General features: G+C 37.4%; 20 protein-coding genes. 4 read left to right on the forward strand and 16 right to left on the reverse strand.

Going from position 1 to position 25677, the window contains the following annotated elements:
* Positions 1–106: 106 nt before the first annotated feature.
* The 6 genes from DKL56_RS05905 to DKL56_RS05930 all read right to left on the reverse strand — a co-directional run bounded on the left by DKL56_RS05905 (position 107) and on the right by DKL56_RS05930 (position 9328).
* Positions 107–2038: a BglG family transcription antiterminator gene (locus tag DKL56_RS05905; RefSeq protein ID WP_162542511.1), complete on the reverse strand. Its 1932-nt coding sequence runs from the start codon at positions 2036–2038 to the stop codon at positions 107–109.
* 41 nt (positions 2039–2079) lie between these two features.
* Positions 2080–4701: a glycoside hydrolase family 38 N-terminal domain-containing protein gene (locus DKL56_RS05910; RefSeq protein WP_109715742.1), complete on the reverse strand. Its 2622-nt coding sequence runs from the start codon at positions 4699–4701 to the stop codon at positions 2080–2082.
* An 8-nt stretch (positions 4702–4709) separates the two neighbouring features.
* Complete coding sequence (locus tag DKL56_RS05915) at positions 4710–7379, reverse strand: glycoside hydrolase family 38 N-terminal domain-containing protein (RefSeq protein WP_109715743.1); 2670 nt, start codon at positions 7377–7379, stop codon at positions 4710–4712.
* 76 nt (positions 7380–7455) lie between these two features.
* Positions 7456–8556: a PTS fructose transporter subunit IIC gene (locus DKL56_RS05920; RefSeq protein ID WP_046307501.1), complete on the reverse strand. Its 1101-nt coding sequence runs from the start codon at positions 8554–8556 to the stop codon at positions 7456–7458.
* Positions 8557–8558: 2 nt separating this feature from the next.
* Entirely contained in the window at positions 8559–8876 is a 318-nt protein-coding gene (locus DKL56_RS05925; RefSeq protein ID WP_046307502.1) for a PTS fructose transporter subunit IIB, read from the reverse strand.
* A gap of 2 nt (positions 8877–8878) precedes the next feature.
* Entirely contained in the window at positions 8879–9328 is a 450-nt protein-coding gene (locus DKL56_RS05930; RefSeq protein WP_074425736.1) for a PTS sugar transporter subunit IIA, read from the reverse strand.
* Between the two features lie 414 nt (positions 9329–9742).
* Between DKL56_RS05930 and DKL56_RS05935 the strand changes: the two genes are divergently transcribed.
* Both DKL56_RS05935 and DKL56_RS05940 read left to right on the forward strand, forming a co-directional pair.
* Complete coding sequence (locus DKL56_RS05935) at positions 9743–10237, forward strand: cell division protein (RefSeq protein ID WP_109715744.1); 495 nt, start codon at positions 9743–9745, stop codon at positions 10235–10237.
* Positions 10234–11517, forward strand: a complete 1284-nt coding sequence (locus DKL56_RS05940; protein WP_109715745.1) for a glycosyltransferase family 2 protein — start codon at positions 10234–10236, stop codon at positions 11515–11517. The genes DKL56_RS05935 and DKL56_RS05940 overlap by 4 nt, the downstream gene beginning before the upstream one ends.
* 60 nt (positions 11518–11577) lie before the next feature.
* On the opposite strand, the gene DKL56_RS05945 is transcribed toward DKL56_RS05940, so the two are convergent.
* The 4 genes from DKL56_RS05945 to DKL56_RS05960 all read right to left on the reverse strand — a co-directional run bounded on the left by DKL56_RS05945 (position 11578) and on the right by DKL56_RS05960 (position 14606).
* The gene (locus DKL56_RS05945; protein ID WP_162542533.1) at positions 11578–12648 is read right to left on the reverse strand and encodes a S66 family peptidase; all 1071 of its coding nucleotides are present in this window, start codon (positions 12646–12648) and stop codon (positions 11578–11580) included.
* Between the two features lie 131 nt (positions 12649–12779).
* Positions 12780–13652 carry a DUF4097 family beta strand repeat-containing protein gene (locus DKL56_RS05950; RefSeq protein WP_109715747.1) on the reverse strand — a complete coding sequence of 291 codons (873 nt, stop codon included), beginning with the start codon at positions 13650–13652 and terminating at the stop codon, positions 12780–12782.
* Entirely contained in the window at positions 13652–14299 is a 648-nt protein-coding gene (locus DKL56_RS05955; protein ID WP_109715748.1) for a DUF1700 domain-containing protein, read from the reverse strand. Before DKL56_RS05955 ends, DKL56_RS05950 begins: the two co-directional genes overlap by 1 nt.
* Entirely contained in the window at positions 14292–14606 is a 315-nt protein-coding gene (locus DKL56_RS05960; RefSeq protein WP_109715749.1) for a PadR family transcriptional regulator, read from the reverse strand. The genes DKL56_RS05955 and DKL56_RS05960 overlap by 8 nt, the downstream gene beginning before the upstream one ends.
* A gap of 243 nt (positions 14607–14849) precedes the next feature.
* On the opposite strand from DKL56_RS05960, the gene DKL56_RS05965 reads away from it, so the two are divergent.
* The gene (locus DKL56_RS05965) at positions 14850–15530 is read left to right on the forward strand and encodes an ABC transporter ATP-binding protein (protein ID WP_074425741.1); all 681 of its coding nucleotides are present in this window, start codon (positions 14850–14852) and stop codon (positions 15528–15530) included.
* Complete coding sequence (locus DKL56_RS05970; protein ID WP_109715750.1) at positions 15530–16795, forward strand: ABC transporter permease; 1266 nt, start codon at positions 15530–15532, stop codon at positions 16793–16795. The genes DKL56_RS05965 and DKL56_RS05970 overlap by 1 nt, the downstream gene beginning before the upstream one ends.
* A 140-nt stretch (positions 16796–16935) precedes the next feature.
* Here DKL56_RS05970 and DKL56_RS05975 read toward each other — a convergent pair whose 3' ends face one another.
* The 6 genes from DKL56_RS05975 to DKL56_RS06000 form a co-directional block, all read right to left on the reverse strand.
* The gene (locus tag DKL56_RS05975) at positions 16936–22200 is read right to left on the reverse strand and encodes a SpaA isopeptide-forming pilin-related protein (RefSeq protein ID WP_109715751.1); all 5265 of its coding nucleotides are present in this window, start codon (positions 22198–22200) and stop codon (positions 16936–16938) included.
* A gap of 470 nt (positions 22201–22670) precedes the next feature.
* Entirely contained in the window at positions 22671–23018 is a 348-nt protein-coding gene (locus DKL56_RS05980; protein ID WP_109715752.1) for a DUF6176 family protein, read from the reverse strand.
* A gap of 113 nt (positions 23019–23131) precedes the next feature.
* Positions 23132–23527 carry a 30S ribosomal protein S9 gene (gene rpsI / locus DKL56_RS05985; RefSeq protein WP_074425745.1) on the reverse strand — a complete coding sequence of 132 codons (396 nt, stop codon included), beginning with the start codon at positions 23525–23527 and terminating at the stop codon, positions 23132–23134.
* Positions 23528–23540: 13 nt separating this feature from the next.
* A complete protein-coding gene (gene rplM, locus DKL56_RS05990) occupies positions 23541–23984 on the reverse strand; it encodes a 50S ribosomal protein L13 (RefSeq protein WP_109715753.1) in 444 nt (147 codons plus the stop codon).
* Between the two features lie 106 nt (positions 23985–24090).
* On the reverse strand, positions 24091–24876 hold the full coding sequence (gene truA, locus DKL56_RS05995) for a tRNA pseudouridine(38-40) synthase TruA (RefSeq protein ID WP_074425746.1): 786 nt from the start codon (positions 24874–24876) through the stop codon (positions 24091–24093).
* The gene (locus DKL56_RS06000; RefSeq protein ID WP_109715754.1) at positions 24876–25673 is read right to left on the reverse strand and encodes an energy-coupling factor transporter transmembrane component T family protein; all 798 of its coding nucleotides are present in this window, start codon (positions 25671–25673) and stop codon (positions 24876–24878) included. Before DKL56_RS06000 ends, truA begins: the two co-directional genes overlap by 1 nt.
* Between the last annotated feature and the right edge of the window lie 4 nt (positions 25674–25677).

Here is a 25677-nt window from a genome sequence, read left to right on the forward strand (position 1 = left end):
ACTTCAAGCTTATTTACAAGTTCAGTATAGAACAATTTGACTTAAAACTAGCAAAAAACGAACTGCTAAAACAGTTCGTTTCGCTGATCAATTAATTTTTGTACTATCAGTAACTTGATTTAATTAATGAACTAATTGCGTGCTTAATTTCTTTGGGACTCGAGCTCTTATCAATAATTTTGCGAAAAGTCAGATTAGTTTGTAAATCAACAATGAAGTCAAATAATTTCTGGACACTTAGATAGTCTTGACGAGCAATTGCCAAGAGAAATACATATTTAACTTCATTTTTTTCGTCCCATTTGATTGGTTTATCTAAGCGAGCAAATGATACCTTTGATTTTTTCGTAGCATAGCCTAAGGAATGCGGGATAGCTATTTTTCCACCAATTGCGGTTGAATACATCTTTTCTCGTTCGTCTACACGTTGTTTGAAATCTTTGTTAACAATTTTTTTACGCTCTAAGTTTTTAATTAGCATATCGAGTAATTGCGCTTTGGATAACGGTTCTTGCACTAAGTAGATATTTTCCTCATCAAACAGCTTATTAATCGCGCGGTATGGATTATTAAGTGACTTCAAATATTCAGACAGTTGTAAGATATCATTGTGAAAATTAGTTAAATCAATTTGAATCACCGGTACCTTGGCATCAGTCAAAGGTACCATCGAAATGAGAAAGTCATTACCACTTGCTTTACCTGCTAGATACTCATCATAGGTATAAGTTCCCGTAATGTTTAAAAAGGAAGCAAATTGAGTTTGCAATTTTGCGCGTACAAGTGCAGCTGTGGAAATTCCATTCCCGCAAATTAATGCAGCGTTTTTTTGAGACGAAAGATTTCCCTGCCGCTCAATCGAGGCACCTATATGTAGCGTAATGAAGGATAGCTCATCGTCATTCAATTTTAAATTGAGCATGTGCTCCAAAATTGGTGCTGAATAAGCCGTAATCTCATACGCATAGGGAAAAGTAGACAATATGACGTTTAACAACGGATTCTTCCGATTACCATTAACCGTCTTAATTTTCACTAGATTGGTTAAGTGTTGCGTCAAATTAACCCGCAGTTCACGATCATCTAATAAATCGATTGCAAACTCTTTTTTGATATTTTCCAAAAAAATCGTAATGGCACTATTAATATTGTCCTTTATACTAACGTGATCATTTTCACTTACACATTCAGGATAATTCAAAGCAAAATGATAAATTAGGTCATTGGCTTCTACTTGATTGAACTCCACTTGGAATTCTGCTTCCAATTTTTGAAACAGTTTTTGAATAGCGCTCTGAGCCGGAGGCTTAATTTCCACCGAATTACCAGTCTCTATCCGGTAACCCATCTTAATTCTCGAGATTGCTAAGGCAAGATGCAAGATAATGTTTTTAGTATTAATATCCGATAAGTGGTAACTATAATGACGTAAAAAACCATGCACCGTTTCTTTTAACAAGTTCAAATCTAAGTTAGCAAAAATACTCTTCTCGCGTTCTGTAAAGTCAACGATATAGCTATTCGACTTCTTATTAATAAGTTTACTAATAATAAAATTGCGTTTGGCAGATTCAGAGCCGTCAACATAATACTCATCTCCATCTTTCACAACTCGTAGTCCAAAATCACTGAACTCTTTCTTAATTGTTACCAAGTATGTGAAGAAGGTATTATCACTGATAAACAGCTTCTCTGTCAGATCATCTAATTTAACACGACTATTAACCAATAAGTACTGCTCAACTTCAGCAATTCGCTCACCTGAACTTGAGGCAGGCAAATCACTTCGCGCTAATTCCGTTAGCTTTTGCTCAGTTTTTTTATCAAAATCACTTAGGTAAAAGCCCTCGCCTCGCTTATTTTTTATTTCAACTTGCAAACTGCTTAATTCACGGTTTAATGCTTGAATATCGGATCTAATTGTCCTCGTACTTACATTGCACTTTTGAGCTAAAAAGGAGGCAGAAACGTAGCGGTTGGCGGAATTATTTAATAAAAATTCGAGGATTATTCCCAATCGTTTATAAGATAGTTTCATACATTCACTTCTTCTCATTTAGTTATATAAGTTACAAACTGCTATATTTTCTTGATCAAGGTCAACATATCATAAGGGGCAATTTGGTAATCCTGGTCAATTATCTCTTCCAAACCGTTCACTACAGTAAAGCCAGCGTCCTTTAGATAAGAAACATCAACTACTTCTGCTGTCAGATTTGAAAGACGGAGAACCAAGTTGTTTTTAATTGTGTATGCAGGATACAGTGCTGAAACTTCAACATTTTGCTTGATATTTAGCCAAGATTCAGTTTGTTCAATCTTGGTTAATTTTGGTGAAAATTCAATATCCCATAACTTGTTATCAAGACGATTAACAAAGAGATTATATTTTTGCATCTGGTAACTAACAGATGGTGCATACCAATCGCTGATTACTTTTGTCAGTTTATTTTCTGCAAGCTCAGCATTACTTGGGGCATACAAACCAAACGAGAACTCATTAATTCCAGTTTCTTGAGCTAATGGCGTTGGCATCATGATATGGCCAACAGAAGTTGTGTCTCCAGATGCACGTCCAGGACGCCACAATAAGTCTGATTTACCCAGTTGTCCCGTAGTTGCCATAAGCGTGATATATAGGGAATCGTCAACTTTTTCATATTCCTTTTGACCAGTTCCAAAGAAATAGAGACCGTCTTGCTTATCATGTAACCCGACTGCACGGTCAAAAATATAAATGTTAACTGGTTTTTCAACAAATTCATCGTTCCAATTGTCATCAATCGCTTCATTTTCTGTTTGACTAAAACCACCTTGAATCTGCGCGTGTGCCGTCTTGGTCGTAATACCAGTTTTTAGACGCAAGCGTAAGCGGTGCGACAAAGCCTGATTATCAATCGTTAATTTGGCTGAAATCACATCCGAAATGGCTGCTATCGTTAAAATTAATTGGTAACTGACATCAGCTGTTTTAGGCGCTTCGCCATCAACCCGGTCTTCCAAATCAAACGGTAACTGCCATGTGCCAGTTAGAATCAATCTTTCAATTCCATCAGCAACTTCTTTTTTGATTGTTCCATTCCAATCAAGTCGCTTCTCTTCATCCCCTCGAAGTGGCGAGAAATCATAGGTATCACCATCATTAGCTTGATCATAAATACTAATAACATCATTGAATGTCTTGTATTTAGTGCTTAAATAAAAAGCCCCATCTTCAAAGGCCAGTTGAACCCTATGATTACCAATTGATTTTCCACTTATGCTCTGGAACTCATCTACTGCCTGATCACTATCCTCGAAATGCAGCACTTGATAACCTAAACCAGCCATTTTTACTTCTAGACTGACCTTGAGCTTAAAGTAGCCTGGTTCATCCTTAAATTCATAGCCGTTTGGCGTTAACTGCATAATATGTGGACGCGATTTAACTTCTTCTTTGCCCACAATCACAGCCTTATTCTCTGCTGGGAATTTAACTTGACTACTTTGACTAACTACTTCAACTGTTTTGCGTCCATTAAACTCGTATGGATCAGTATTAAAGACAATAACATCGTGATCAGACAGATTTAGCCGTTGTGCAACTCTCTTCTTAATATAGTTTTCCACACCATCAGTAATCTCGTTTGCTTGCTTAATCCGGTGCTCCATGTCAACTGCAACATTATCAGTAACACTTCCACCCAAAGTGTCATGTGGTTGCAATTCAAATAATAATTTCCACAGCTTAACCACAATTCCATTTGAAATTGGAATATCTGCATACTTGGCAATTACCATAAGTGGTTCTAAACGTCTGGTAATAGCTTGTTCAAGTTCAAAATTACTACGCTTATTACGCGATCTAACCGATGTAATTGTCCGGTGAACTCGAGAATAAGTTGGGTATCTTAATTCCCCTTGATATTCTGATAGTTTCTTAGAACGTAACTTGTTCATAAACTGTGGATATGTACTTATTTCGACATCATTTTGCGAAAGCTCGTTAACTTTTTCAATTGTTTTTGAAACATCATGAATGATGTTCATTTGATCGATTCCAGAAGGAACCAAAACCTCATCATTATTGCCATTTAATGCTTCAAATTCAATTCCCTTATCTAAGCGATTTTTGACAAAATCTTGTAAGTTGCGCTTTGACTCCAAATCGATTTGACCGGTGTAATACCCCAGTGGGAAATTGGCCGCAAAGACAGCTTTTCCACCCATTGCTTTCCATTTAAAGTATACAGAATTAGTTTGTCGTTTAAAATTCGTCCCACGCCAAGATAAAAAGTCATGGATTCCCACTTGGTTTAAAATCATTGGCAAGTTGGCATTAAAGCCAAAAGTGTCAGGCAAATAACCTAACATCATTGGCTCACCATAATTTTCTCTTGCGTCGATAATACCGATAATCAAGTTACGCAATAACGACTCAGCACTCGGTATCATTGCATCTGTTTGGGTATACCATGGTCCAATGAATAGCTGCTTCCGGTTAACTAGGCGGTGAATTCGTTCCTTAGCTTCAGGATGAATTTCGACATACTCGTCCACAATTGACATCTGGCCATCCAAAGTGAAGTTTGCTTCTGGATGATCCTCAAGTTCGTCCAAAACTTGTGTAAACAATTGGTCACTTAAAACCTGAGCATCCTGAGTAGTGAAATACCATTCTCGATCCCAGTGTGTGTGATTTACAAAATATGCTTTAACCATAATTTCTCCTATAATTCAAAATAAACTGTCATGAACTTAGCGTGATTAATTTCTGGCAAAACAACTGTCCGGTTGTCTACCTGCAAATCCGCAATTTTGTTTCCTAATAAGTCGACTAGCTGTACCACTTGTGGTTGCTTATTAAACGTAATTTTGTCACCTACAGGATGAAACAGCGGATTATACAATCTCATTTGATAGCCTGTGCCCTCTTCTGTTTGTTCAACCGTGCTGATAACTAACTGGTCATCGGTCTTAAAGAGGCTGAGTTCAGGATCAGCTGTGCGTTCAACCGGATTGAATGGAAAAGTTAATCGACCATTCAAAAATTCCGCATATTGATAGACCTGTAGTGGTGTCTCAAACGCTTTAACCTCGCTAGCCAAAGCAGCCTGATCATAGCCAGTTTGCATGGTTGTCATGGCTAATTCGAAGGATAAGTGCTGATTTAGTTCAGCCTCAGGCGTTGGCACGGTTTCATCCCCCGATGCTCTTCCCGGTCGATAGAGCAAGTCGCGTTTTCCTAGCATTCCATATGTCCGGAAAACAGTTAATCTAATTGTGGCGTTGTCTTTTCCAATACATTCGTATTCACGAACTCCTTGTGGAATAAGTGCAAGCCCACGTTCATGATCGGACATCGCAACAAAGCTTTGAACAGTGTTAATCGAAATTGGCTTTTCTTGCCATGCACCTTGATTTTGGTGCCAGTCTTTTAAAGCTTGCTTCTTCGTCAGCGGACGTTTTATTGTACCAAACTGAATGTCGGCAATACTTGTATTAGTAACTACTTCACTGTCAAAATCGATGCATAAACGGTGACTCTTTGGCAGTCTATTATCGACATTAAGCTCAAATTTGATCAGCTTTGATGCCTGATCAAGTGTCACTATCATTTGCGTTGGCATCTTCACATCAATCAAGCCTTTAGCCCGAGCAGCCAAATCACTCGGCACACTAAAATCGTAATCAATGATTAATTTGCTGCTTAGTGCATTTTGAATGCATTGTGAGCGATGCGGTTGTGCTGTTGAGTAACTAACTAAATCCTGTTTGGCAGGTGAATAGTTGTAGGAGTCACCATCATCACCATTTTCTTCTAAGATTGCTTGTTTCCGATATAAGTGATTATTCAGTTTATCCAAAATGTCTAAACTACCATCAACATTTACTGAAATTTGATAGAACTCATTTTCAATCTTGGTCCCAGTTTGTCTTGTTGGTAAGTCAATTTCCTGGTCCTGTTCTGAAACCAAAGATAACTGTTTGTAACCAAAAGCGGGGATACTTGCTAGCTGCATGTTCACATCAAGCTGATACACTTTTTCCGGTAAATAAATTGCTTGACCTGGATCAAGTTGAATTGTTGAAGACGTAATTAACTCAGTTACATCTTTGACAGCAGTAATTTCAAAGGGAATATTTTGCCCATTATAATCTTGAATTTTAAAGTTACGACTTGGTGAATATATCCGTTTGCTTATCACACCGCCGCGTTCAACTGGCAACGTATTGAAAACAGTTAGTGTAATTGGGTGACCACCATTTTTAACACCTGTAGAAATCTGCCGCAAAGTTACTTCAACCAGCGCAGTCGCTATATCTTCGACCTTTTGATAGCGCGCTTTAATATCCGCGTTTACCCGATCAGACACACAGTTTCCCATTGAATCATGTGCTGCATTCTTAGCCATTTTTTTCCACAAGTCTTCAAGCGTTTTGGTTGGATAAGACAAGCCACAATAGCTTCCCAGGGCAAGAACTGGTTCTACGACATTCGCAAGATAATTTTGCAATTTGGTGTTAAGGGCTTTTAAGTCGGCACGTGAAGATGAAATTGACTTATGAACACGCATGTCCTTGCCACAATCCTGTTCTCCAGTAATCAGTCGCAATTCAGGTTTAGCTTCTTTAACAGCTGTAATGTAATCCTCGAGTGAAGCAACTTCAAAAGTGAACTTTCCTTTATTTGCTTGATTAAGCCGCTCGATAAACTCAGGTAGATCAAAACGTAACGGTGCCATATCAGAGCCATTTGGAAATAGCACATTATCAGTTGAAGCTTGGTCAACAACTGTTTTAAATGGTTCTTCAGTCATTAACTGGGCTAGCTTAGTTTCATCGACTACGCCGCCAATAAAGTAACCACAGGCCATCCGGAAAACACTGATTTCTGAGCCGTCCTCACCTTGCCAAGTAAATTCGGATTGCTTAGTATTATCAAGTGAAAAGCCACGGTACAAAACAGCATCATCAATACCAAGCTGTTGATATATTTGGGGCATACTTGATTCTTGACCAAATGAATCAGGAACATAGGCAACGTTCATATGCCCACCTAATTCATCACTCTGCTTCATTCCAATACGTAAGTTGTTAATAATGCTTTCCCCAGAAGCTAGATACTGATCCGTTTGGGTATACCATGGTCCGAGAATTAGTTTCTTTTCTTTAACTAACTTCTCAACCCGCTTTCGCTCTTGCGGACGCCAGTTTAAATAATCCTCAATTAGTGAAGACTGACCGTCCAGCAAAAAAGAACCATATTGTCCTGAAGCTTCAAGATAATCAAGAACATCTTTTAAATCTTTTAGTAGATATACTTTCGCTTGATCTGAGGTAAAGAACCATTCCCTATCCCAGTGAGTATGTGGAACGACAAAAACTTTTTTTACCATTTTTTCTCCTAAAAATAAAAAACTATAGCTAGAAAAGATTGATTTGATTCCCAACTATAGTTTTTTCGGTTTCATATTATTGGATGTTTAATTCAATATCATCATCACTCATTGATTCTTCACCAGGTGTAGAATCTTTGTCAGTAAAGTCAGCAACTAATGGAGCGACAATTGCAATGAACAAAGCACAAACTAGAATTCCGCCGAGGTAAGCTAAAATATTGTCGGCTGTTAAAATTCCAGGTAAACCGCCTAGAGGTGGGATATGTGATTTAACACCTAGCCATGCACCTGCTGCTGAACCAAGTGCACCACCGATAACGTTTACAATGATTAATTGAGGAGCTTTCATCATGAATGGAATAGCTCCTTCAGTAATTCCAAATGTACCCATAATTAAGTTGTTATGACCCATCTCTAGCAATTCTGCTGAGAAACGCTTCTTAGGCCAAATGAAACTCATAAGTGCGTAACCCATTGGGATTGCACAAATGGCGATGTTAGTATAGAGACATGGTTGGTAAATTCCTTCGATAAAGAAGAAGTTACCTACACCCCAAGCTGCCTTGTTGATAGGACCACCAAGGTCTGAACCAATCATGGCGCCCATAATGGCAGCTAACAAAATAGCGTTAGTCTTTTGTTCTACCATGAACTTAACCCATGAGGTTAAACCATTATTAAGCCAGGCAAGTGGCGGTGTTAAGACTACACCAACAAACAAAGCAACCGAACCAACGGTTAAAAGTGGCATAACAATTAATTCAATAGCTGAATTCCACTTTTCTGGAACTTTGATTTTACGGCACCAACGTGCAACATAACCTGCAATCAAACCAGCTGCAATCGCACCGATGAAGCCAAGTTGGTTATTGGTTGCTAATTGTCCACCGATAAAGCCGGCTCCCAAAGCTGGTTTGTCACCAAGCGCATAGGCAATGTAGCCACCAATAACCAGGTTAACTAGGCCGATACCTATCCAACCAACGGAGTTAATTTGATAAAGCAAGTGGAAAAAGCCACCAGTTTTGGCAAATTTAGAAAGGTCACCATAACCAAAACACATACCAATTAATTGCGGAACACCAACAACTAGCGCACCACCAATAACTGTCGGGATCATGTAAGAGATCCCACTCATAATGGCTCCTTCCCATTCTTTCAAAATTCTCTTCATTTTTAGTTCTCCTTCTTAACCGCAGCAGCACACTTCTTCAAGACAGCTTTAGGTGCCTTGATACAGGTGTTGATATCTACTCGAATAATTGGTTTACCTTCAAAACGTTCCATACTAGTGATTTTTTGATCAGATGCAATCAAGACAAAGTCAGCTGCATCTGCTTCTGCTTGAGTAATTGGATTAACTGGACCCATCATCCCTTGTTGCTCAATTCTGACATTCCAATCTAATTCCTTACCCGCTTTTTCCAAGGCTTTAGCTGCCATTGGAGTATGGGCTAATCCAGCTGGACATGCTGAAACTCCTACTACATTCATAGTTATTCTCCAATCTTTTGATTAATAAAGTTGGCTATCTCTTCTTTAGAGGTCAACTGACGTAACTCTTGTTTGAAATCATCCTCAAGTAAGGCAGTAGACAAACTTGCTAACATTTTCAAGTGCTCATCCCCAGCATTTTCTGGTGGCACCATCAACGCAAATACATCCGTCACCGGCTTGTCATCGTATGTTTGCCAATCAAGTGGTGTGGTCAATCTGAAGTAGATAAAACCTGGCCGCTTGACTGTCTCCGTTTTTGCATGTGGGATTGCAAAACCGTCTTCTAACCCAGTTGGATATTCTTGTTCTCTTGCCAAAAAGCTTTGCTCTAGTTCACTTGCATCTGCAGCAAAACCTGCATTACAAGCAACTTGCGAAGCATACTTTAAAAAGGAATCAACACTTTGCTCATTGACGTCCAAATAAACGTCATTAGCTGAAAATTTCATTACCTGTTCTCACTTCCTTATTTTGAAACCCTTTACATTTATTTATACTAAACTGTTATCAATATTTTGTAATTACAAGCTTTTTCCATATTAAGTGGAAAAAGCATATTTTTATTCACAGCTAGTAAACAAGGTGCTACAGCACTTTATGCAAATATATCGCAGACTTCTGCGATGATTTTTGGCACAAAAACAGAGTCATTTATTTGAAAATGACTTTGTTAGAGCGCTTAGAATTGTTCTTTAATTTACTTCGACATTTATTAAGTAAGGTTAAAGTAGTTAAGCAAATGATAATCTTTCTTGAAAATTTCTAAAGCTGGGTATTCAAAATTGCACATAAAGCCAAACCATAATAAAGTATAAAACGCACTTTGTTAATGCACAGTTTACCTAGCAAGGAGGGAAATTGCTTTGAAGCAGAAAAGAACAACTGACTTAATTAAAGATGACTATTTTACTAGTGGAGATTGGCACCTAAAAATCGAGCAAACAAGCATAGCTTTGCTCGGCTGGCTATTTGTTTTTTTGCCCTTTTTTGGATTAGCCCTACCACTTTGGCAGCCTCACTTTGCATCCCTACTCCCCTTTAACTACAATACTGCTATTTTGCGTCCACTGGAATTTTTAGCAAAATTCTTTGACGATTACTTTGTTTTTATCAGCATCTCCTATCTAACATTAACTTTTTTAAACAATTATCGCTTCGCTGCTAGCTGGCGTGACCATCTCGTAGTTGACCAAGACCGGCAACAAGAGCGTTCACAACTAGTCGAACAGGCCTGGCAGGAGAAATTTGGTAACTCGGACGAACGGCACAACTGCAGTTTTTATTGTGTTGAGCCGCAACAAAACCTTGAGACTGACTTTGCTCAGACACTATTTGCCAAAGGAGAAAGGAAGTTATGACATCAATCTGGCTAATAGCTAAAACAGTTTTTAAAGTACTATTTTTGATTTTAGTTTCCTACCCAATCTTAGGCGGTTTGGCCTGGTTCGTTGGTGGACTTTGTTATAAATATGTTTTTAAAAACAAAAAGAGGAACTTCACGATTTTGGACTCACGTGAACAGCCCTTTATTACCATCATGGTTCCCGCTCATAATGAAGAGGTTACAATTAAAGAAACGATTAGCTACCTACTTAATGAGTTAAACTACACTAATTATGAAGTACTAGTGATCGACGATTGCTCAACCGACAATACACCCAAAATTCTGCATAAATTGCAGCAACAATCTAAGCGATTGCGTGTAATTCGCTTAGCTGAAAATAAGGGTAAGGCTCATGCTTTTAATATCGGCCTCGCTTTTGCTAAAGGTGACTTAGTGCTCAGCAACGATGCGGATACACTTCCAGAAGCAGATGCTCTGATGCGCTACGTTAATTATTTTAATAGTCCGGAAGGACAAAATATCGCTGCTGTGACTTCTAATGTGGAAGTTCGGAATAGAACCAAGTTGATTACCAAATCGACCACAGTTGAATTTTCAAGCATTGTTGGCATTATTAAAAGAGCGGAAATGGGGGTTTTCGGTAGTATTTTTGCCTATAGCGGTGCGAACACGATGTACCGCAAGAGTGCCCTAATTGATGTGGGGATGTTTCGACAGGACCGGGCAACCGAAGACATCAGTGTTGCTTGGGACCACCAACTGAACAACTGGTTGGCAGTTTTTGCCCCTGAAATCATTTCTTACACACTTGTTCCAGAAACGCTCAAAGAACTCTACCACCAACGTAAGCGCTGGGCAAAGGGTGGAACCGAAGTTTGGTTGACCAATTTAAGAAAGGTTTTACGCCATCCACTCAAAAATTTAGGTGAGTCATTAATGTTACTGGATCAAACACTAAGCATTTGTTGGTCTTTCTTCTTCTGGTTAGCCACATTTGTTTTCACCTATTTAGTAGGTAATTTTGCACTTACACAAAATTGGTCCCAGTTAGTTTACTTGTTATTCTCAGCTTTAATCTTGATTTGCTTTGAAATGATTGCGGGTACAATGCAATTAGTTATCGCACTAATGATTGACCGCAAAGGCAATAAGATTGAGTATTTACTATTTGCGCCAATTTACCTATTATGTTTGTGGATTATCAACACGCTTACTATTGTGACAACTTTTGTTCCTGCAATTAAAACTATCTTGGGTCATGGCTCTGGAACTTGGGTCAGTCCTTCACGCTAATTTTTAATTTATTCACACAAAAAGCCACCTAGCTCTATGCTAGATGGCTTTTTCTTGTAATTATGCAAACCATGGTTCCATAATTGTCAGACTTGGCTGATCAAAGTCGATTTTCGCTAACGCACCATATGGCAATGCCGTATGTGGATAAGCGTGACCAAAATTGGCGTTATACAAAATAGGTGTATTGTATTCTTGTGTTACTTCAAGCAGTTCTTTTTGATATTCAGCAAAGTACTTTTTGTTTTGAGGTTTGCCAACTAAAATTGCTTGCGCATTTTCAAGAATTCCAGCTTCAGCGAGGCGCGTCAACTTTTTCCGATACAAAGCTGGTTCCGGCTGTTCTTCAGAAGTTTCAAGAAAGATGATTTTGTCCTTAGTTTCTTCTGGCTTTAAAAGCAATTGATAACGTGCAATCACTGCTGGTTCATCGCTATAGCGTTCTCCATCTAGTGCATCATAAATGCTATCGATACAGCCACCCCACAAATGACCTTGAACTTGCCCGTGTCCGCGCAAGACTTGATATCCAGAATCTTGGTGACTGACACGTGGTTGGCCAACTTGGGCAGCAGAAAAATCTGTTCTTTCCTCATACCAAGTTTCACTCGCCGGAATTTCAGTAGTGGCAGGATTGGTGAAAAAGTGCTCGATTGTCTTCTTCGTATACGGCAGCATTTCTGTATCAAGTTCTGCAAAATCATTTAAAAAGCTTAGACCATAAAAGCTCTGCATCCCTAGCCGGTAAAACATCAGATGGTCAATCGTTGTGTCTGAAAAACCGGTGAAAAGTTTTGGCTGCTTAACCACTGCCTGTTTAAATTCTTCGTCTTCCATTAAAAAGGGCAAAATCTTGAATGTGTCATCGCCGCCAATAGCCGCAATTATTCCTTTTATTTCTGGATCAAGAAAAGCTTGTTTCAGATCGGCCGCCCTTTTTTCAGGATGATTTTTGACAAAATCTATTCCTTTAAGAGCATTAGGCATAAAAATAGGTGTTAACCCAAGTTCTTCAATTCTTTTTTTACCCAGCTTAAGTTGATGAGCTGCAAAGTCCTCACCTAGTGTTCCCTGTGACAGACTCACAACAGCAATTTTGTCACCTTGAGCTAATTTAGATGGTTTTTTCAACATTATAATCCACTCCTTCTTGTGCCGTTTGCACTTAGTAAAAAATTGTTATTGCTGATTATGCTGGTTTAAAGACAAGAAGTCAACTTGGATTAAAGGTGGTTTTGAAAATGAGTTCAGTTACTTTAGTCCTATTCCACTGTAATTGTTCCTTTTGCTGCGAATACTTCGAGGCTGTTTTTAGCTGACAACTTCTTGGTTAACTTATTATTGATTTTCTGACCCTTGTACCTAATATTTGGTCCGTCGGCTGCGAGCTTGTAGCTGAGGTTAGGCGCAGCTTTAATTGTAAAATCGCCTTTTCTTAGCATTTGGAAAGAGTTTCGGTTAATTAGTTGTGAGTCAGTAATCGCTACCTGACTTGAGTATGCTTTGGCATCCGCAGTTAATTTACTGTGATCAATTTTTAATTGACCTCCATGAATTGTAATAAGCGACTTGCCGATATCTGAATTGCCAATATCTATCCGATGATTACCATAGCTAGCAAAAATGGTCTTCTTAGCAGTTAGTTTATCCACAGTAACTTTACCATTTTGTGCATTCGCAAAAAGATCATTTATTGAGATACTTTTGATATTAAGGTTGCCATTGTCGCTACTACTATCAACTTCAGCTAAATACTTGTTTTTAGGAATCGTGATATCGATTTGAGAGCTATCATTTCGCCAATTAATCGCAACCGGACGAGATTCGTTAATTTCAAGTCGCTTTTTTCTAACTTTGGCTTTGACTGCGTTAGGGTTTAATCCAGTAACTGTAATTTGATACTTTTTACCAGAATGCAAATAAATATCAGAGTTGTCAGTTTGTACAATAATTTGATCAAAGTTAGGGCTGGTAGTTAACTCGCGTTTATGTACCGTACTGCCAGAAGTCTCAAAGGTAAATTGATTATGATTATCGAATACTGGATTTACTCCAGCATTCGCCCAACCTAGTAGTGCGGCAATTATACCGATAACCCCGATTAGCCCAGTTATTTGGTAAAATTTTTTCATCATTATCCCTCCGTTTTCATTGCAGAATTTGTTTTATAATAATGGTTCTTGAAAATTTTTCTACCTAGATAGCGGAAAAAGACTGTACATTCAGCGATCAAGAAGTGAATGAATTTAATAATTAGCGGGAATAAGAATAGACTCAAGCTAATCAGGCAAATACTAATTCCTGTGTAAAACAACCCTGTTGACCAAGAATTGCTAAAAAGTAATCCACAAGTTTTTAACAGGATGAAAACTCCCAATGCAAATAAGCCAACCGTAGTCAGTACAACAGCAACAAAAATTCCGCAAAATGCAACTAGAGCCGCAATCATCAAAAAACACGTTACTAAGACCAAGGGAATGCCAACGGGCGCCGCTAAAACACCAAGCAAAATTAGCCAAATTGTTTTTAGGTTGGTTTTGGAGCTTGGTTTTTCATGCATATCAGGTTGGGGTACATCCTTGGAGACTGAGTAATCTGCCAAAATCATACGTGCCAACTGCTTTGGTGTACCTAAATCCTTGATAATCTCCTTTTCACTACTAAAATTGCCATCAAATAAAAATTCTTGGTAAAACTCAATTACATCTTGGCGTTCATCATGCGGAAGATCTAGTAAATTATTGTTTAAGTCATTAATATACTTTTCGATTATTTTATCCATTTTCTTCTCCCATCAACTCATTAATTTTGTTACTAAAACTCCACCATTCCTTAGCAATTGTGTGTAATTCAGTGCTTCCTGCTGCTGTAATCTTATAGTAACGGCGATTACGACCATGATATGAATGATCATAAGTAGTAACAAGCTGCTGCTTTTTTAACCGCTTAAGTACGGGATATATTGAAGAATCTGATACAGCAAAAATTGATCTAACACGCTTAGCAATTGCATACCCATAAAGACTTTCTTCATCAATAAAGGATAAAATTGCACCGTCAAGCAAGCGTGACTGAATTTGAAAATGCATGTTTCCATCTCCTCTATACTATATTTTATATAATATTGTAGAGCGCAAAAGCAAGTTATGCAAGCCAGCCGATTGCAAACGAAGTGCCAATTAAACTTCAATTAGTTAAACAACAAATGAATTTTACGCTTCTACATTACTCTCATTTACATCTTTTTTTAATTTTAGTTCCATAATGTATTGAATTTTAAATTCTCTAGTGTATTATTTATATATGACAGCAGTACAAAAGGAGTGAATAAAATGAGTTTAATTGAGGCGCGAGATATTACACGTACTTATGGGAAAGGAACAACTAGCTTTCAGGCATTACGCGGCGTTAGTTTGAAGATTGAAAAAGGAGAATCAGTTGCTATCATTGGTAAAAGTGGCTCTGGCAAATCAACCTTAATGCATATTATGGCTTTGCTAGATCATCCCTCTTCAGGCAGCATTTTACTAAATGACCAACCAACAGCAAAAATTAAGGCAAAGTCGTTAAACAAGTTGCGAAACCAGACTTTTGGCTTTGTTTTTCAACAATTTTTCCTCAATGCACAAGATAATGTTCTCGAGAACGTTATGTTGCCAATGAAGATAGCTGGTGTAACTGGCAAAAAACGACGTGAATTAGCAACTTCTGCACTTGAAGCGGTTGGTTTAGAAGCAAAAATGAATAATAAAGCTAGTGCTCTATCAGGTGGTCAAAAGCAACGCGTTTGTATCGCCCGAGCACTTGTTAACAATCCAGAAATTATCTTTGCCGACGAGCCAACAGGTAATTTAGACTCTAATACCGGTGCAAAAGTTGAAGACATTCTTTTCAAACTGAATCGTGAAAAAGGTATTACCTTGATTATCGTTACCCACGATCCAGACTTAGCCCAAAAATGTGATCGTCAAATCCAAATTAAAGATGGTCAAGTAGTGAAAGGAGATTTCTAATGAAATTCCGTGATATTTTAAACTCTGCTGGATCCAACTTATGGCATAACAAAGGAAGAACTCTATTAACTATTATTGCCGTTTTAATTGGTTCTTTAACAATTAGTATTACGCTAGGAATCAATACGGGTGTTAATGACTATTTACATAAACAAATTGGTAATGTTGGTAACACTGAACAAATGATCATTTCACCGCAATACTCAGCTGGAGATGGTACAGGACCGCAGAAATATAGCACTAAGAAAAGTAGTCAAAACGCTGACGGCATGATGACTAAAAAAGATGTCGAAAAAATCAAGCGCACCAAGGGAATTAAAAACGTTAAAGCAATGAAAGATGATAACGTTGAATATGCTCAAAGTAAAAGTAAGACTAAATATGTGATCAATGCGCAAACTACCCTTGGTATCAAATATGATTTATTTGCTGGTAAACAAGTGGCTACTTCTGGAAATAAATCAGAGATTTTATTGACAAAAGAAATGGCTAAGGCTTTTGGCTATAAAAATGTTCGTAAGATAATCGGCAAAAAGATAAACTTGATTGTTATTTCACCTGTTACCAAGAAAAAATCAACTATCACTGCAAAAGTTGTTGGTATTAGAAATGAGAGTATGGTAAACAGTGGTCAATCAGTATACAGTCATGGCTTAAGTGAAAAAATTGTTGCCGCCAACCAAGATGGTCTGCCGAAAGCACTTAAAGATCGTTATACCGAAGTTGTGGCAACTCCAGTTGGAAAAAGCGACGCAGCAGTTGCAAAGGCCGAAAAGGCCCTTAGCAAAAAGGGCTATGAAGCACAAACTCTAAAGGAAGCCGTCAAACAACTATTTCAAACCTTTAATGCAGCAACCGGAGTGTTAATTATCTTTGGAGCAATTGCCTTGATTGCTGCTAGTTTCGGTGTTATCAATACGCTTTACATGTCAGTTCGTGATCGAACACGTGAAATTGGTTTGATGAAAGCCCTTGGCTTAGGCCGCGGGAAAGTATTCTCAATTTTTAGCTGTGAGGCTATTTTAATAGGATTAATCGGGTCACTATTAGGATTAATTTCTGCAATAGGCTTAGGCCAATTATTGAATAAAGCAGCAACAAGTAGTTTCCTTAAAGGAATAGATGGTTTTGTTTTAGTCCAGTTTAATTGGTCCAGTAGCTTGTTAATCGTCGGTATCATTTGCCTAATTACATTTTTAGCAGGAACGTTGCCAGCAAGACGAGCTGCAAAATTAGATCCAATTACAGCCTTGCGCTATGAATAAAAAGATCGGATGACTCGAGTAGTCTAACTTCTTTTTAAATCGTAGTTAATAAAAAATAGGTACAGAGTTTTATATTACTCTGTACCTATTTTGTTGTTTTAAAAACTTAGTTTTATTAATTCATGACATGAACTAGATAACTATTCAGCTTGGTCTACTTTCTTATTTCGATAGATGATCACAGCTACAAGCATAAGAATAACCAAGCCTAAAATTGTTAGCCATAATGTATTTTGATAATTCGTTTTCGGCAGTTTTTGACTTGTATCGTGCCGAGTTTTTTTATTATATCTCTTATCATACACAGTTTTTGCCGTAGTCGGATTATCCGGAATACTTGGCTTTCCAGGATCTGTTGGAATGCTTGGCTTTTCAGGATTATCCGGACTATCTGGTTCGTCAGGTGCACTTGGAGTTTCAGGATTACTTGGCCATTCTGGTGTATCATTCTTAATTTCCATGTTGACTAAGTTTCCAGCTTTCACTAAACCTGGCTCACCTGCTGCCTCTTTATCAATTGTAAAATCAACTGGCTTACTATTTAAGTAATAACCTTTAGGCGCTTTGGTTTCGATAAATTGGTATTTACCTGGTGCTAAGTCAGTTACTGAAACAATACCTTTGTCAGACGAGACCAATTTATCCCGTACAGTCTTACCATCTGCATCAACTACTTTAAATTCTGCTCCAGCTAAAGGTTTACCATTACTGTCGGTTTTAACTAATTGAGCTGAACCTTTATAGTTAACTAATTTGGCTTCAACAACAGTAGGCTCACCTTGAGCTGACTCACTTATGGTGAAATCAGTCGGTGTCGAATTAATAACATAGCCAGTTGGTGCCTTAGTTTCGATAAATTGATATTTGCCTGGTGTTAAGTCGGTGACAAAGACTATACCTTTATCAGACGATACTAAGCTTTCCTGAACTATCTCACCATCTTTATTAACTACTTTAAATTCTGCTCCTGCTAAAGGATTACCTTTACTGTCGGTTTTGACTAATTGAGCTGTACCCTTATAGTTAACTAATTTTGCCTCAACAACTGCAGGCTCACCTTGGGCTGATTCACTTATTGTAAAACTAGCAGGTGCAGCATTCAGCAAATAGCCTGCTGGTGCTTTAGTTTCGACAAATTCATATTTTCCTGGTGCCAAGTCTGAGACAAAGACGATACCACTTTCTGATGATACCAAACTATCGCGAACTGTTTTACCATCTTCGTCAACCAGTTTAAACTCTGCTCCAGCTAAAGGATTTCCTTTGCTGTCAGTTTTTACTAATTGAGCTGAACCCTTGTAGTTAATTAACTCACACTCTGTAACTACCGCAGCAGGATCTTCCTTAGCTTCTTCATTTATTGTAAAACTAACTGGTGCTGAGTTAATAACATATCCTTCAGGAGCTTTAGTTTCAATAAATTTATATTTTCCTGGTGCCAATGATGTAGCTAAAACAACTCCATTGGCATCTGAAGTCAAACCTGATTTAACAATATTGTCATCCCTATCGACTACTTTAAATTCTGCTCCAGCTAGAGGATTGCCTTTATTATCAGTCTTGAGTAGTTTTGCAGATCCTTTATAATTTAGACGTTTATTTTCCCAATCACATAAGTTAATTGGAGGAATTATTCCGTCATCTTTCTTTTCTACCGTAAACTCTCTTGGCTTATCGTCTAATTTATATCCAGTAGGTGCCTTTGTTTCTACAATTTGATACTTGCCTGGAACCAAACCTTCAATCGTGACGATTCCTTCATCGCCTGAAACGACGTTTTCATATCCTTCTATAACTTTTCCATTAGAATCAAGAACTTTAAATTCTGCTCCTTTTAATGGAAGTTTTGAACCTTTTTCGTCAGGCTCGCTAACTTTTCTAAAAGTTACCTTTGTTGGTTCATTATAAATATGAACCACTTTAGCAGTACTGCCTGCTTCATCTTTTATAACTTTTATTCTCTTACCTTTTGCCAGTTCATCGCTGACTGTATAGCCAGCAGGAGCTTCAGTTTCAACAACGAGATATTCTTGAACTCGCAAGTTTCCAAGCTCCAATTCTCCTTTTGAATCTGTAACACCTTCACGAACAAGCTTATTTTTCTCCAGCTTTTCATTGATTGTCCACAATTGTAAGTGAACACCAGATAATCTCTTCTTTCCGCTTAAATCCTCTTTAATAAGTTTAATCGATCCCTTTGACCCTGTAGCATTTCCAGACGTGCTAGTTACAACAATCTCCTTAGCTTGACCCTGAGTTATAGTTTGCTCATTCATCCCGGATATACTGGCAGAGTTTGCAACTGTGTCAACTAATTTATCTAAAAGAACTAATGAACGATACTCCACTATATATGATGTGGTAATTTGCTTTAGAAACTCAATTGTAACTACCTGAGCACCTGTTGCATTGTTAGTTTCAATATCTACTTTGTAATCTGTACCTTCAGCTAAAACAGTTGAACTATCTTTTTCGATATTCCCTGCACTGTCAACAATCGTTCCATATATTACGATCCCATCTTTAGAAATAAATTGGTTAGCTGATGGAGTATCCACAATTTTTACGTTGTTCAAAGTAGATTGTGAAGCATTAACTGTTAAGTTCCATTTTACATAACCGCTATCATCAGGATCCTGTGCACCATCCTTATCAAGTAATTCGCCGAAATGGGCTGGTGAAATACTTGAGTTTAAGTTATGTGATACACCTTCAGTGGTAAAAACCGCCCTATTATTATAATACTGTTGATTGATCACTTTTCCTGCCAGACTTGTTTCGAAGACAAGTACGTACATTTTGTTACTGTTCTCTGGCAAGTTAACCTGTAATGTTGGCAGAGCAGTCGTAGGCTCAACTAGGTCTGCCCCAACTTGATCACCTAAAGTGTAAGTACCATTACTATTGACCGTTGCTTCATATAGTTTCGCGCTACCTGCAACATAATCTTGCGGCGCTTCTATTACATCCGTAATCGTTGCATTTTTCAACTCTTGATGACGATAGTTTACTGCTACTGTCCAAGTAATCTTCTTGTTAATCGCATTATACACACCAATTTTGTTTCCATTGTATTTAAATCTTTGCAGTGGATCAAATTCTACCCAATCTGTGCTTGAATGACTGCCACCAGATTTATCCATCCAGTTTGCAGTAGCCGTATTTTTAAATATAAATAAATCTTCACTTCCAGTGCTTTCTATTGCAGCAATATCAAAATTAGTTTTATAGGTTATGGCATATTTATGATCAGTGCCGTTTTTCAGTTCGCCTTCAAATTCTACCTTAAAGCCATTGTCGGTTTTAGTAAATGTATATTGATCTGAACTCAACGCTTTCCCTTCGGTTAAATCGATGATTCTGAAACTACCATCTACTAATTTTTGTCCTTTACTGAATGTATCCTCCAAATACCAATTTTTCAGCAAATAGCCAGACTTATTAATTTGAATTTGCCATGGGATTTCATGAGTTACGTAGTCAATATCACCGTCAATACTCTTAGCAATACTCTGCTGGTTTGCATCCCCTTTAATCTCATCTTTATGTCCAGTACCTTCACTCTCGTCACTATCTCCGATATCTGTTATGACAGAATTAGAAATTGGAGTAGTTTCGTCAACATAACCGTTCACTTTTGTTTGGTAGTCAATTCTAACTGGATAATCGATTTCCTTTAAAAACCTAATGATAAATCGGTGCGCATTAGATGAACTTTCTTCTATTACGTAATCGCTACCTTCTACCAAGGAATCGCCAATTATTTCATCATCACCAGCACCAGTAAATGAAATCCTAAATAACTTAACGGAATCTTTGACTAAAGAAAGCCTATCACACATTGTATCCGTAATCGTTGAGCCAGCGGGATGCTTCCTTTCATTGTAGTTGTATCTAACAATCCATTTATATATTTGATCATTACCTGTGGCAAACGGACCATTTTTTGTAATTGGTCGCTCATAATGGGCAGTGACGCTCGCTTCAGCAGAGGTGCTGGAAGTACCATCATCAAGAGTAGCACGGTTTTTGAATTCTACGTTTCCACCCTTCTCGGGTTTTCTATCCTCATCAATCATTGTTGTATAAACAACATGAAAGGCTTGATGAGTCTCTGCGTACTTTCCAATAAACTTAATGGTTTCAGTCGAACCAGATGAGATTCTTTTATAATCTACGCCTTCGGTTAATGGGTGATCCCTGTCAATATTTACAATAGCACCAGTGCCATCTACAGTTTCTGGATAAATCTCAATACTCTTCAGACTTGTACCAGCAGGTACAATATCAACAAGCTCGGCATCCTTCATATTACTTAAGGGACGATTAATATTGACTTCCCAAACTATTCCAGTTGGATTAGGTACTTTATTAACGTGACCGCTTTTATCTATAGCTTGATCATAATTTGGACGAATACGAATTTTGCTTGGTCCAGCATTATCTTCATTTGGTGTTTGAATGACAACTACTCCAGGTTCAGTCCGCTTAAACTTTGTTGAATAACTGAAGCTACCCATTATATCATGATCAGTTTCTACATTCTTGTTGAATTCAAACCGTACTCTACCATCAGTGAAAACTTCATATGAACCATATTGACCTAGATTTCCTATAAGTGGTCCAGTTCCCGGAAAAACTCGAATGGCATCTGGTAAGCTAAATTCGAAATAATCATCTTCCTTAATTACTCCGAATAATTCTTCGGGAAGACTCCAAGAGTAATTTACTTCAACACTTGCATTAGCTGGTATGCTATCTAAGTCCGTACATATGTGACCATTGCTATTAATATATACAACTTTTACATCGTCAATAATGGTTGCAGGACTAATTCCCACTTTAGTTAATAAATCACGAATGTTTTGCTTGCCGCCATCACGTTTTATTTTTACTTCTTTAGCTTTATCAGCAGATTCAGATTCCTTTTCAGACTCTTCTGTTTCTTTAGTTCCATCTTCTTCTGATTCTGACTCATGCATTTTTAGCGGAGCCTTTAGTGTTTGAACACCATTTGTAAGCATCAGATTATCATCTTTTAAATCTGAAGAGTCGAGTAAAACAGAAAGGATAATTGTTCCCTCTGTTCTAGGAGCAATCTTCATCTCTATTTTATTTTTGTTGATAACGTAATCAACTTTAGTTGACTCAGTTTCATTTTCTATTTTTACATCTTTAACGGTTGCGTCTTCGTTAAAGATCAACGTTTGACTTTCTTCTGTCTGAGCTTTAAAAGAAAGGCTTATTTTCGCTTCAATCGTATCTTTCTCTTCTTTATCGACAGATAAAGAAGTTAACTGAAAGTCGCCTTGATTTTCTACAGCAAAGACAACTGTCGGCATCATATACTGCAAGAGAACCATTAAACTCATAAAGCAAAATAGTGCCTTTTTAATTTTTTTCATATTAAATTACACTTCTCCATATTTTTATATTTCAAAAAAATAATGACCGTACTATTAAATGAAAATTTCTATAAAATGTCTTACAAGCAGTAGGTATAGTAACAACTACAACAAATTAAATAACATATATCATAGAATTATTTATTTAATCATCACGTTTTATGATTATATATTATGGTAACTTTTGCGTCAACATAGTATTTATAAGCTAAATAACAAACTAGAAAAATAAGATAACATAGTATCACAGTGGGAACTATCGCTTCTTTGTTTGATATCTATATGTGAACCGATTTTTATAAATAACAGTTAAATGTAATTTTACTCATCTATAATCCAATTATATTTTTTATTAATGACACATAGAATTCATGTATATTCTACTCGTATACTTCTTTTTTCAAAACTTGAGAAAAGAAAAAAGCTAGAACTATAATTGGTTCCCGCTTTAAATATTTATCTATGCATTACTACATATTTTCTTCAATTTTAGGTGCAAGCAAACTTTGCATCAAGGTCATATCAACAGGGCGATACGTACTATCAATGCACTCTTCCCAATACTCTAGGTGCTTTTTATCAATATAGCTCTCCGAGTCTTCAACTGCATTACCATTTTCACCTTGAATTGAGTACCAGTAAAAGTACATATAGCCATCGGCATTTTCTTCTTTAAAAACAGTTTCAACATACATTTTCTCACCAGCCATCGTTGCAACTGTATCAGCATGATGAGCATTTAGGAATTTCATCCACTCTTCAGCCCTTTGTTCTTTACCTTTTTTAATTCTAAAGCGAGTTAATTCTATTTGTACCATTATCTATCTCCAAAAAATTACAACAAAAAAGCACTTACTGTAGTTTAGTAAGTGCTTTTTTTATTTTAAGCTCTGCAATCTTACGGCAAAACGTTAATAAATATGAAATATAATTAACGCTTACTGAATTGTGAAGCTTTACGAGCTTTCTTAAGACCTGGTTTCTTACGTTCAACCATTCTTGGATCACGAGTTAAGAAGCCTGCCTTCTTTAATGGACCACGGAAATCTGGGTCTACTTCAAGAAGAGCACGAGCAATACCTAAACGGATTGCACCAGCTTGACCTGAGAATCCACCACCATTTACGTTAACTTTAACGTCATATTGGTTGTCAGTTTCTGTCAAAGTCAATGGTTGCTTCAAGTCCTTAACTAAGTTAGGGAATGGAATGTATTCATCAATGTCTTTGTTGTTAACAGTAATTTTACCACTGCCTGGTACTAAACGTACACGCGCAACTGAATTCTTGCGACGGCCAGTACCTGCATATGCAACTTGTTGTGCCATTTAATTTAACCTCCTAGATTAATTTGTTAATGTCTAATTTCTCAGGCTTTTGTGCTTCATGCTTGTGGTCTTCACTAGCATAAACATGCATCTTCATGAATTCTTGGTGACCAAGAGTGTTCTTTGGAAGCATTCCCTTAACTGACAATTCAACTAATCTAACTGGGTTGTTGGCAAGTAAGTCACCTGCTGGAGTAGCTTTTAAGCCACCAAGATGAGAAGAGTGGTGGTAGTAAATCTTGTCAGTAGCCTTTTTACCAGTCAACTTAAGCTTAGCAGCGTTGATAATAATAACGTTGTCACCAGTGTCAACATTTGGTGTATATTGGGGCTTGTTTTTACCTCTCAAAATAGTTGCTACTGCAGTAGACAGACGACCTAAAGATACGTCTGTTGCGTCAATAACATACCACTTACGTTCAATTTCATTAGGTTTTGCTAATTGTGTAGTACGCAATTTAATTTCCTCCGTTAATACGTTGTTTGAAAACAATAAGATTCCGGGGCCTATCGTGGACAAACATACTTAAATAGAATACGTCTATTTGAGCAGTTTGTCAATATTAATCCTTGTCCAGTCGATATTTTTTGGGGATATCTTCATAAAAAACATGGTATAAAAATAGACCATTTGCTTGTGCAGTTTCTCTGACCTGTTCCCGGTCTTTTGCCTCAATTACTCTAGGAAGATCATCCACCGGTCTTTTCCCATTGCCAATCTCTAATAAAGTTGCAACAAGAATTCGCACCATATTGTACAAAAAGCCGGAGCAAATAAAATCAAAAACAATTTCGTTTTCTTGCTCATCTTTTTGAATATTAACATAATACATTGTCCGTACTTTATTCTTTATTTGTCCTCCACTTGCAGCGAAACTAGTAAAATCATGAGTACCAATTAGGTCAGTAGCAGCCTGCTGCATCTTTTTCAAATTAACTGGATACGGATAATGTCCTGTATAAAAACGTTTGAATGGATCAACAAAGCGATCTAAGCTAACGTGATAGCGATACCATTTACCTTTTGCACTATAGCGAACATGAAAACTTTCATCAACTATTTCACATTCTTTAAAAACAATATCGAGAGGCATAATTGAATTAAGAGCACGAATCATTCTTTCTGGCGGAATTCTTGTTCCCGGATAATCGAAATGAATAACCTGCCCTAATGCATGAACCCCAGAATCTGTTCTGCCTGAGCCTTCAATTGGAACATCTTGTCCCTTCGTCATTTTTTTCAAAGCTGCTTCAATTGTTCCTTGCACCGTTCTCTGATTGGGTTGAGATTGAAAGCCATGAAACAAGTGACCGTCATAGGCCAAAGTCATCTTATATCTAGTAGTCATTAATGTGTCCTAAAAACTAATAACAGTACAATTAAAATAGCAAAGCAGCCCAAATTCACTAAGTCATATTTTGACCACTTTAAAACGCGAAACTTGGTTCTACCGTCATCTCCGCGATAACCACGTGCCTCCATTGCCGTCGACAGATCAATCGCAGTTTCAAGCGAACTAATGAACAGTGGTACTAAAAGCGGTGTTACAGCTTTAGCCCTGGTAATTAATCCACCATTATTAAAGTCCGCTCCCCGCGATCTCTGCGCATTCATGATTTTAAATGTTTCATCAAATAATGTTGGAACAAAACGCAACGCAATCGACATAACCAAAGCAATTTTATCAACAGGAACCTTTATTAGCTTCAGCGGTGTCAAGATCCATTCAATTGCATCAGCAATTTCAAGTGGCATAGTTGTAACCGTCATAACGGTTGAAATTAAAATAATTACCGTAAAGCGAATAAAAATGAATATCGCATTCTCAATACCATAGCTTGAAACTACAAATACTGTCCATCGCCAATATACTTTTCCTCCCACAGTAAAAAAGAGCTGCAAAAAAGAGGTAAATAGTATCAACCATATTAACGGTTTGACACCATCCCAAAAGATCTTTGGCTTTAACTTAGTAGCGGCAACAGCAACTAAACTGAATACTGTAATAATTAAATAAGAAAGAGGGTTATTTGCCATAAAAACAATCAGAATAAAAAAGATAGTGGCTAGTAATTTGCCGCGTGGATCCATTTTATAAACCAGCGAGTTACCAGAAATATAGCGCCCAATTAAAATTTTACTCACGCAC

Origin of the sequence: Lactobacillus apis (genome assembly GCF_003150935.1) — a bacterium.
Taxonomy (GTDB): Bacteria; Bacillota; Bacilli; order Lactobacillales; family Lactobacillaceae; genus Lactobacillus; species Lactobacillus apis.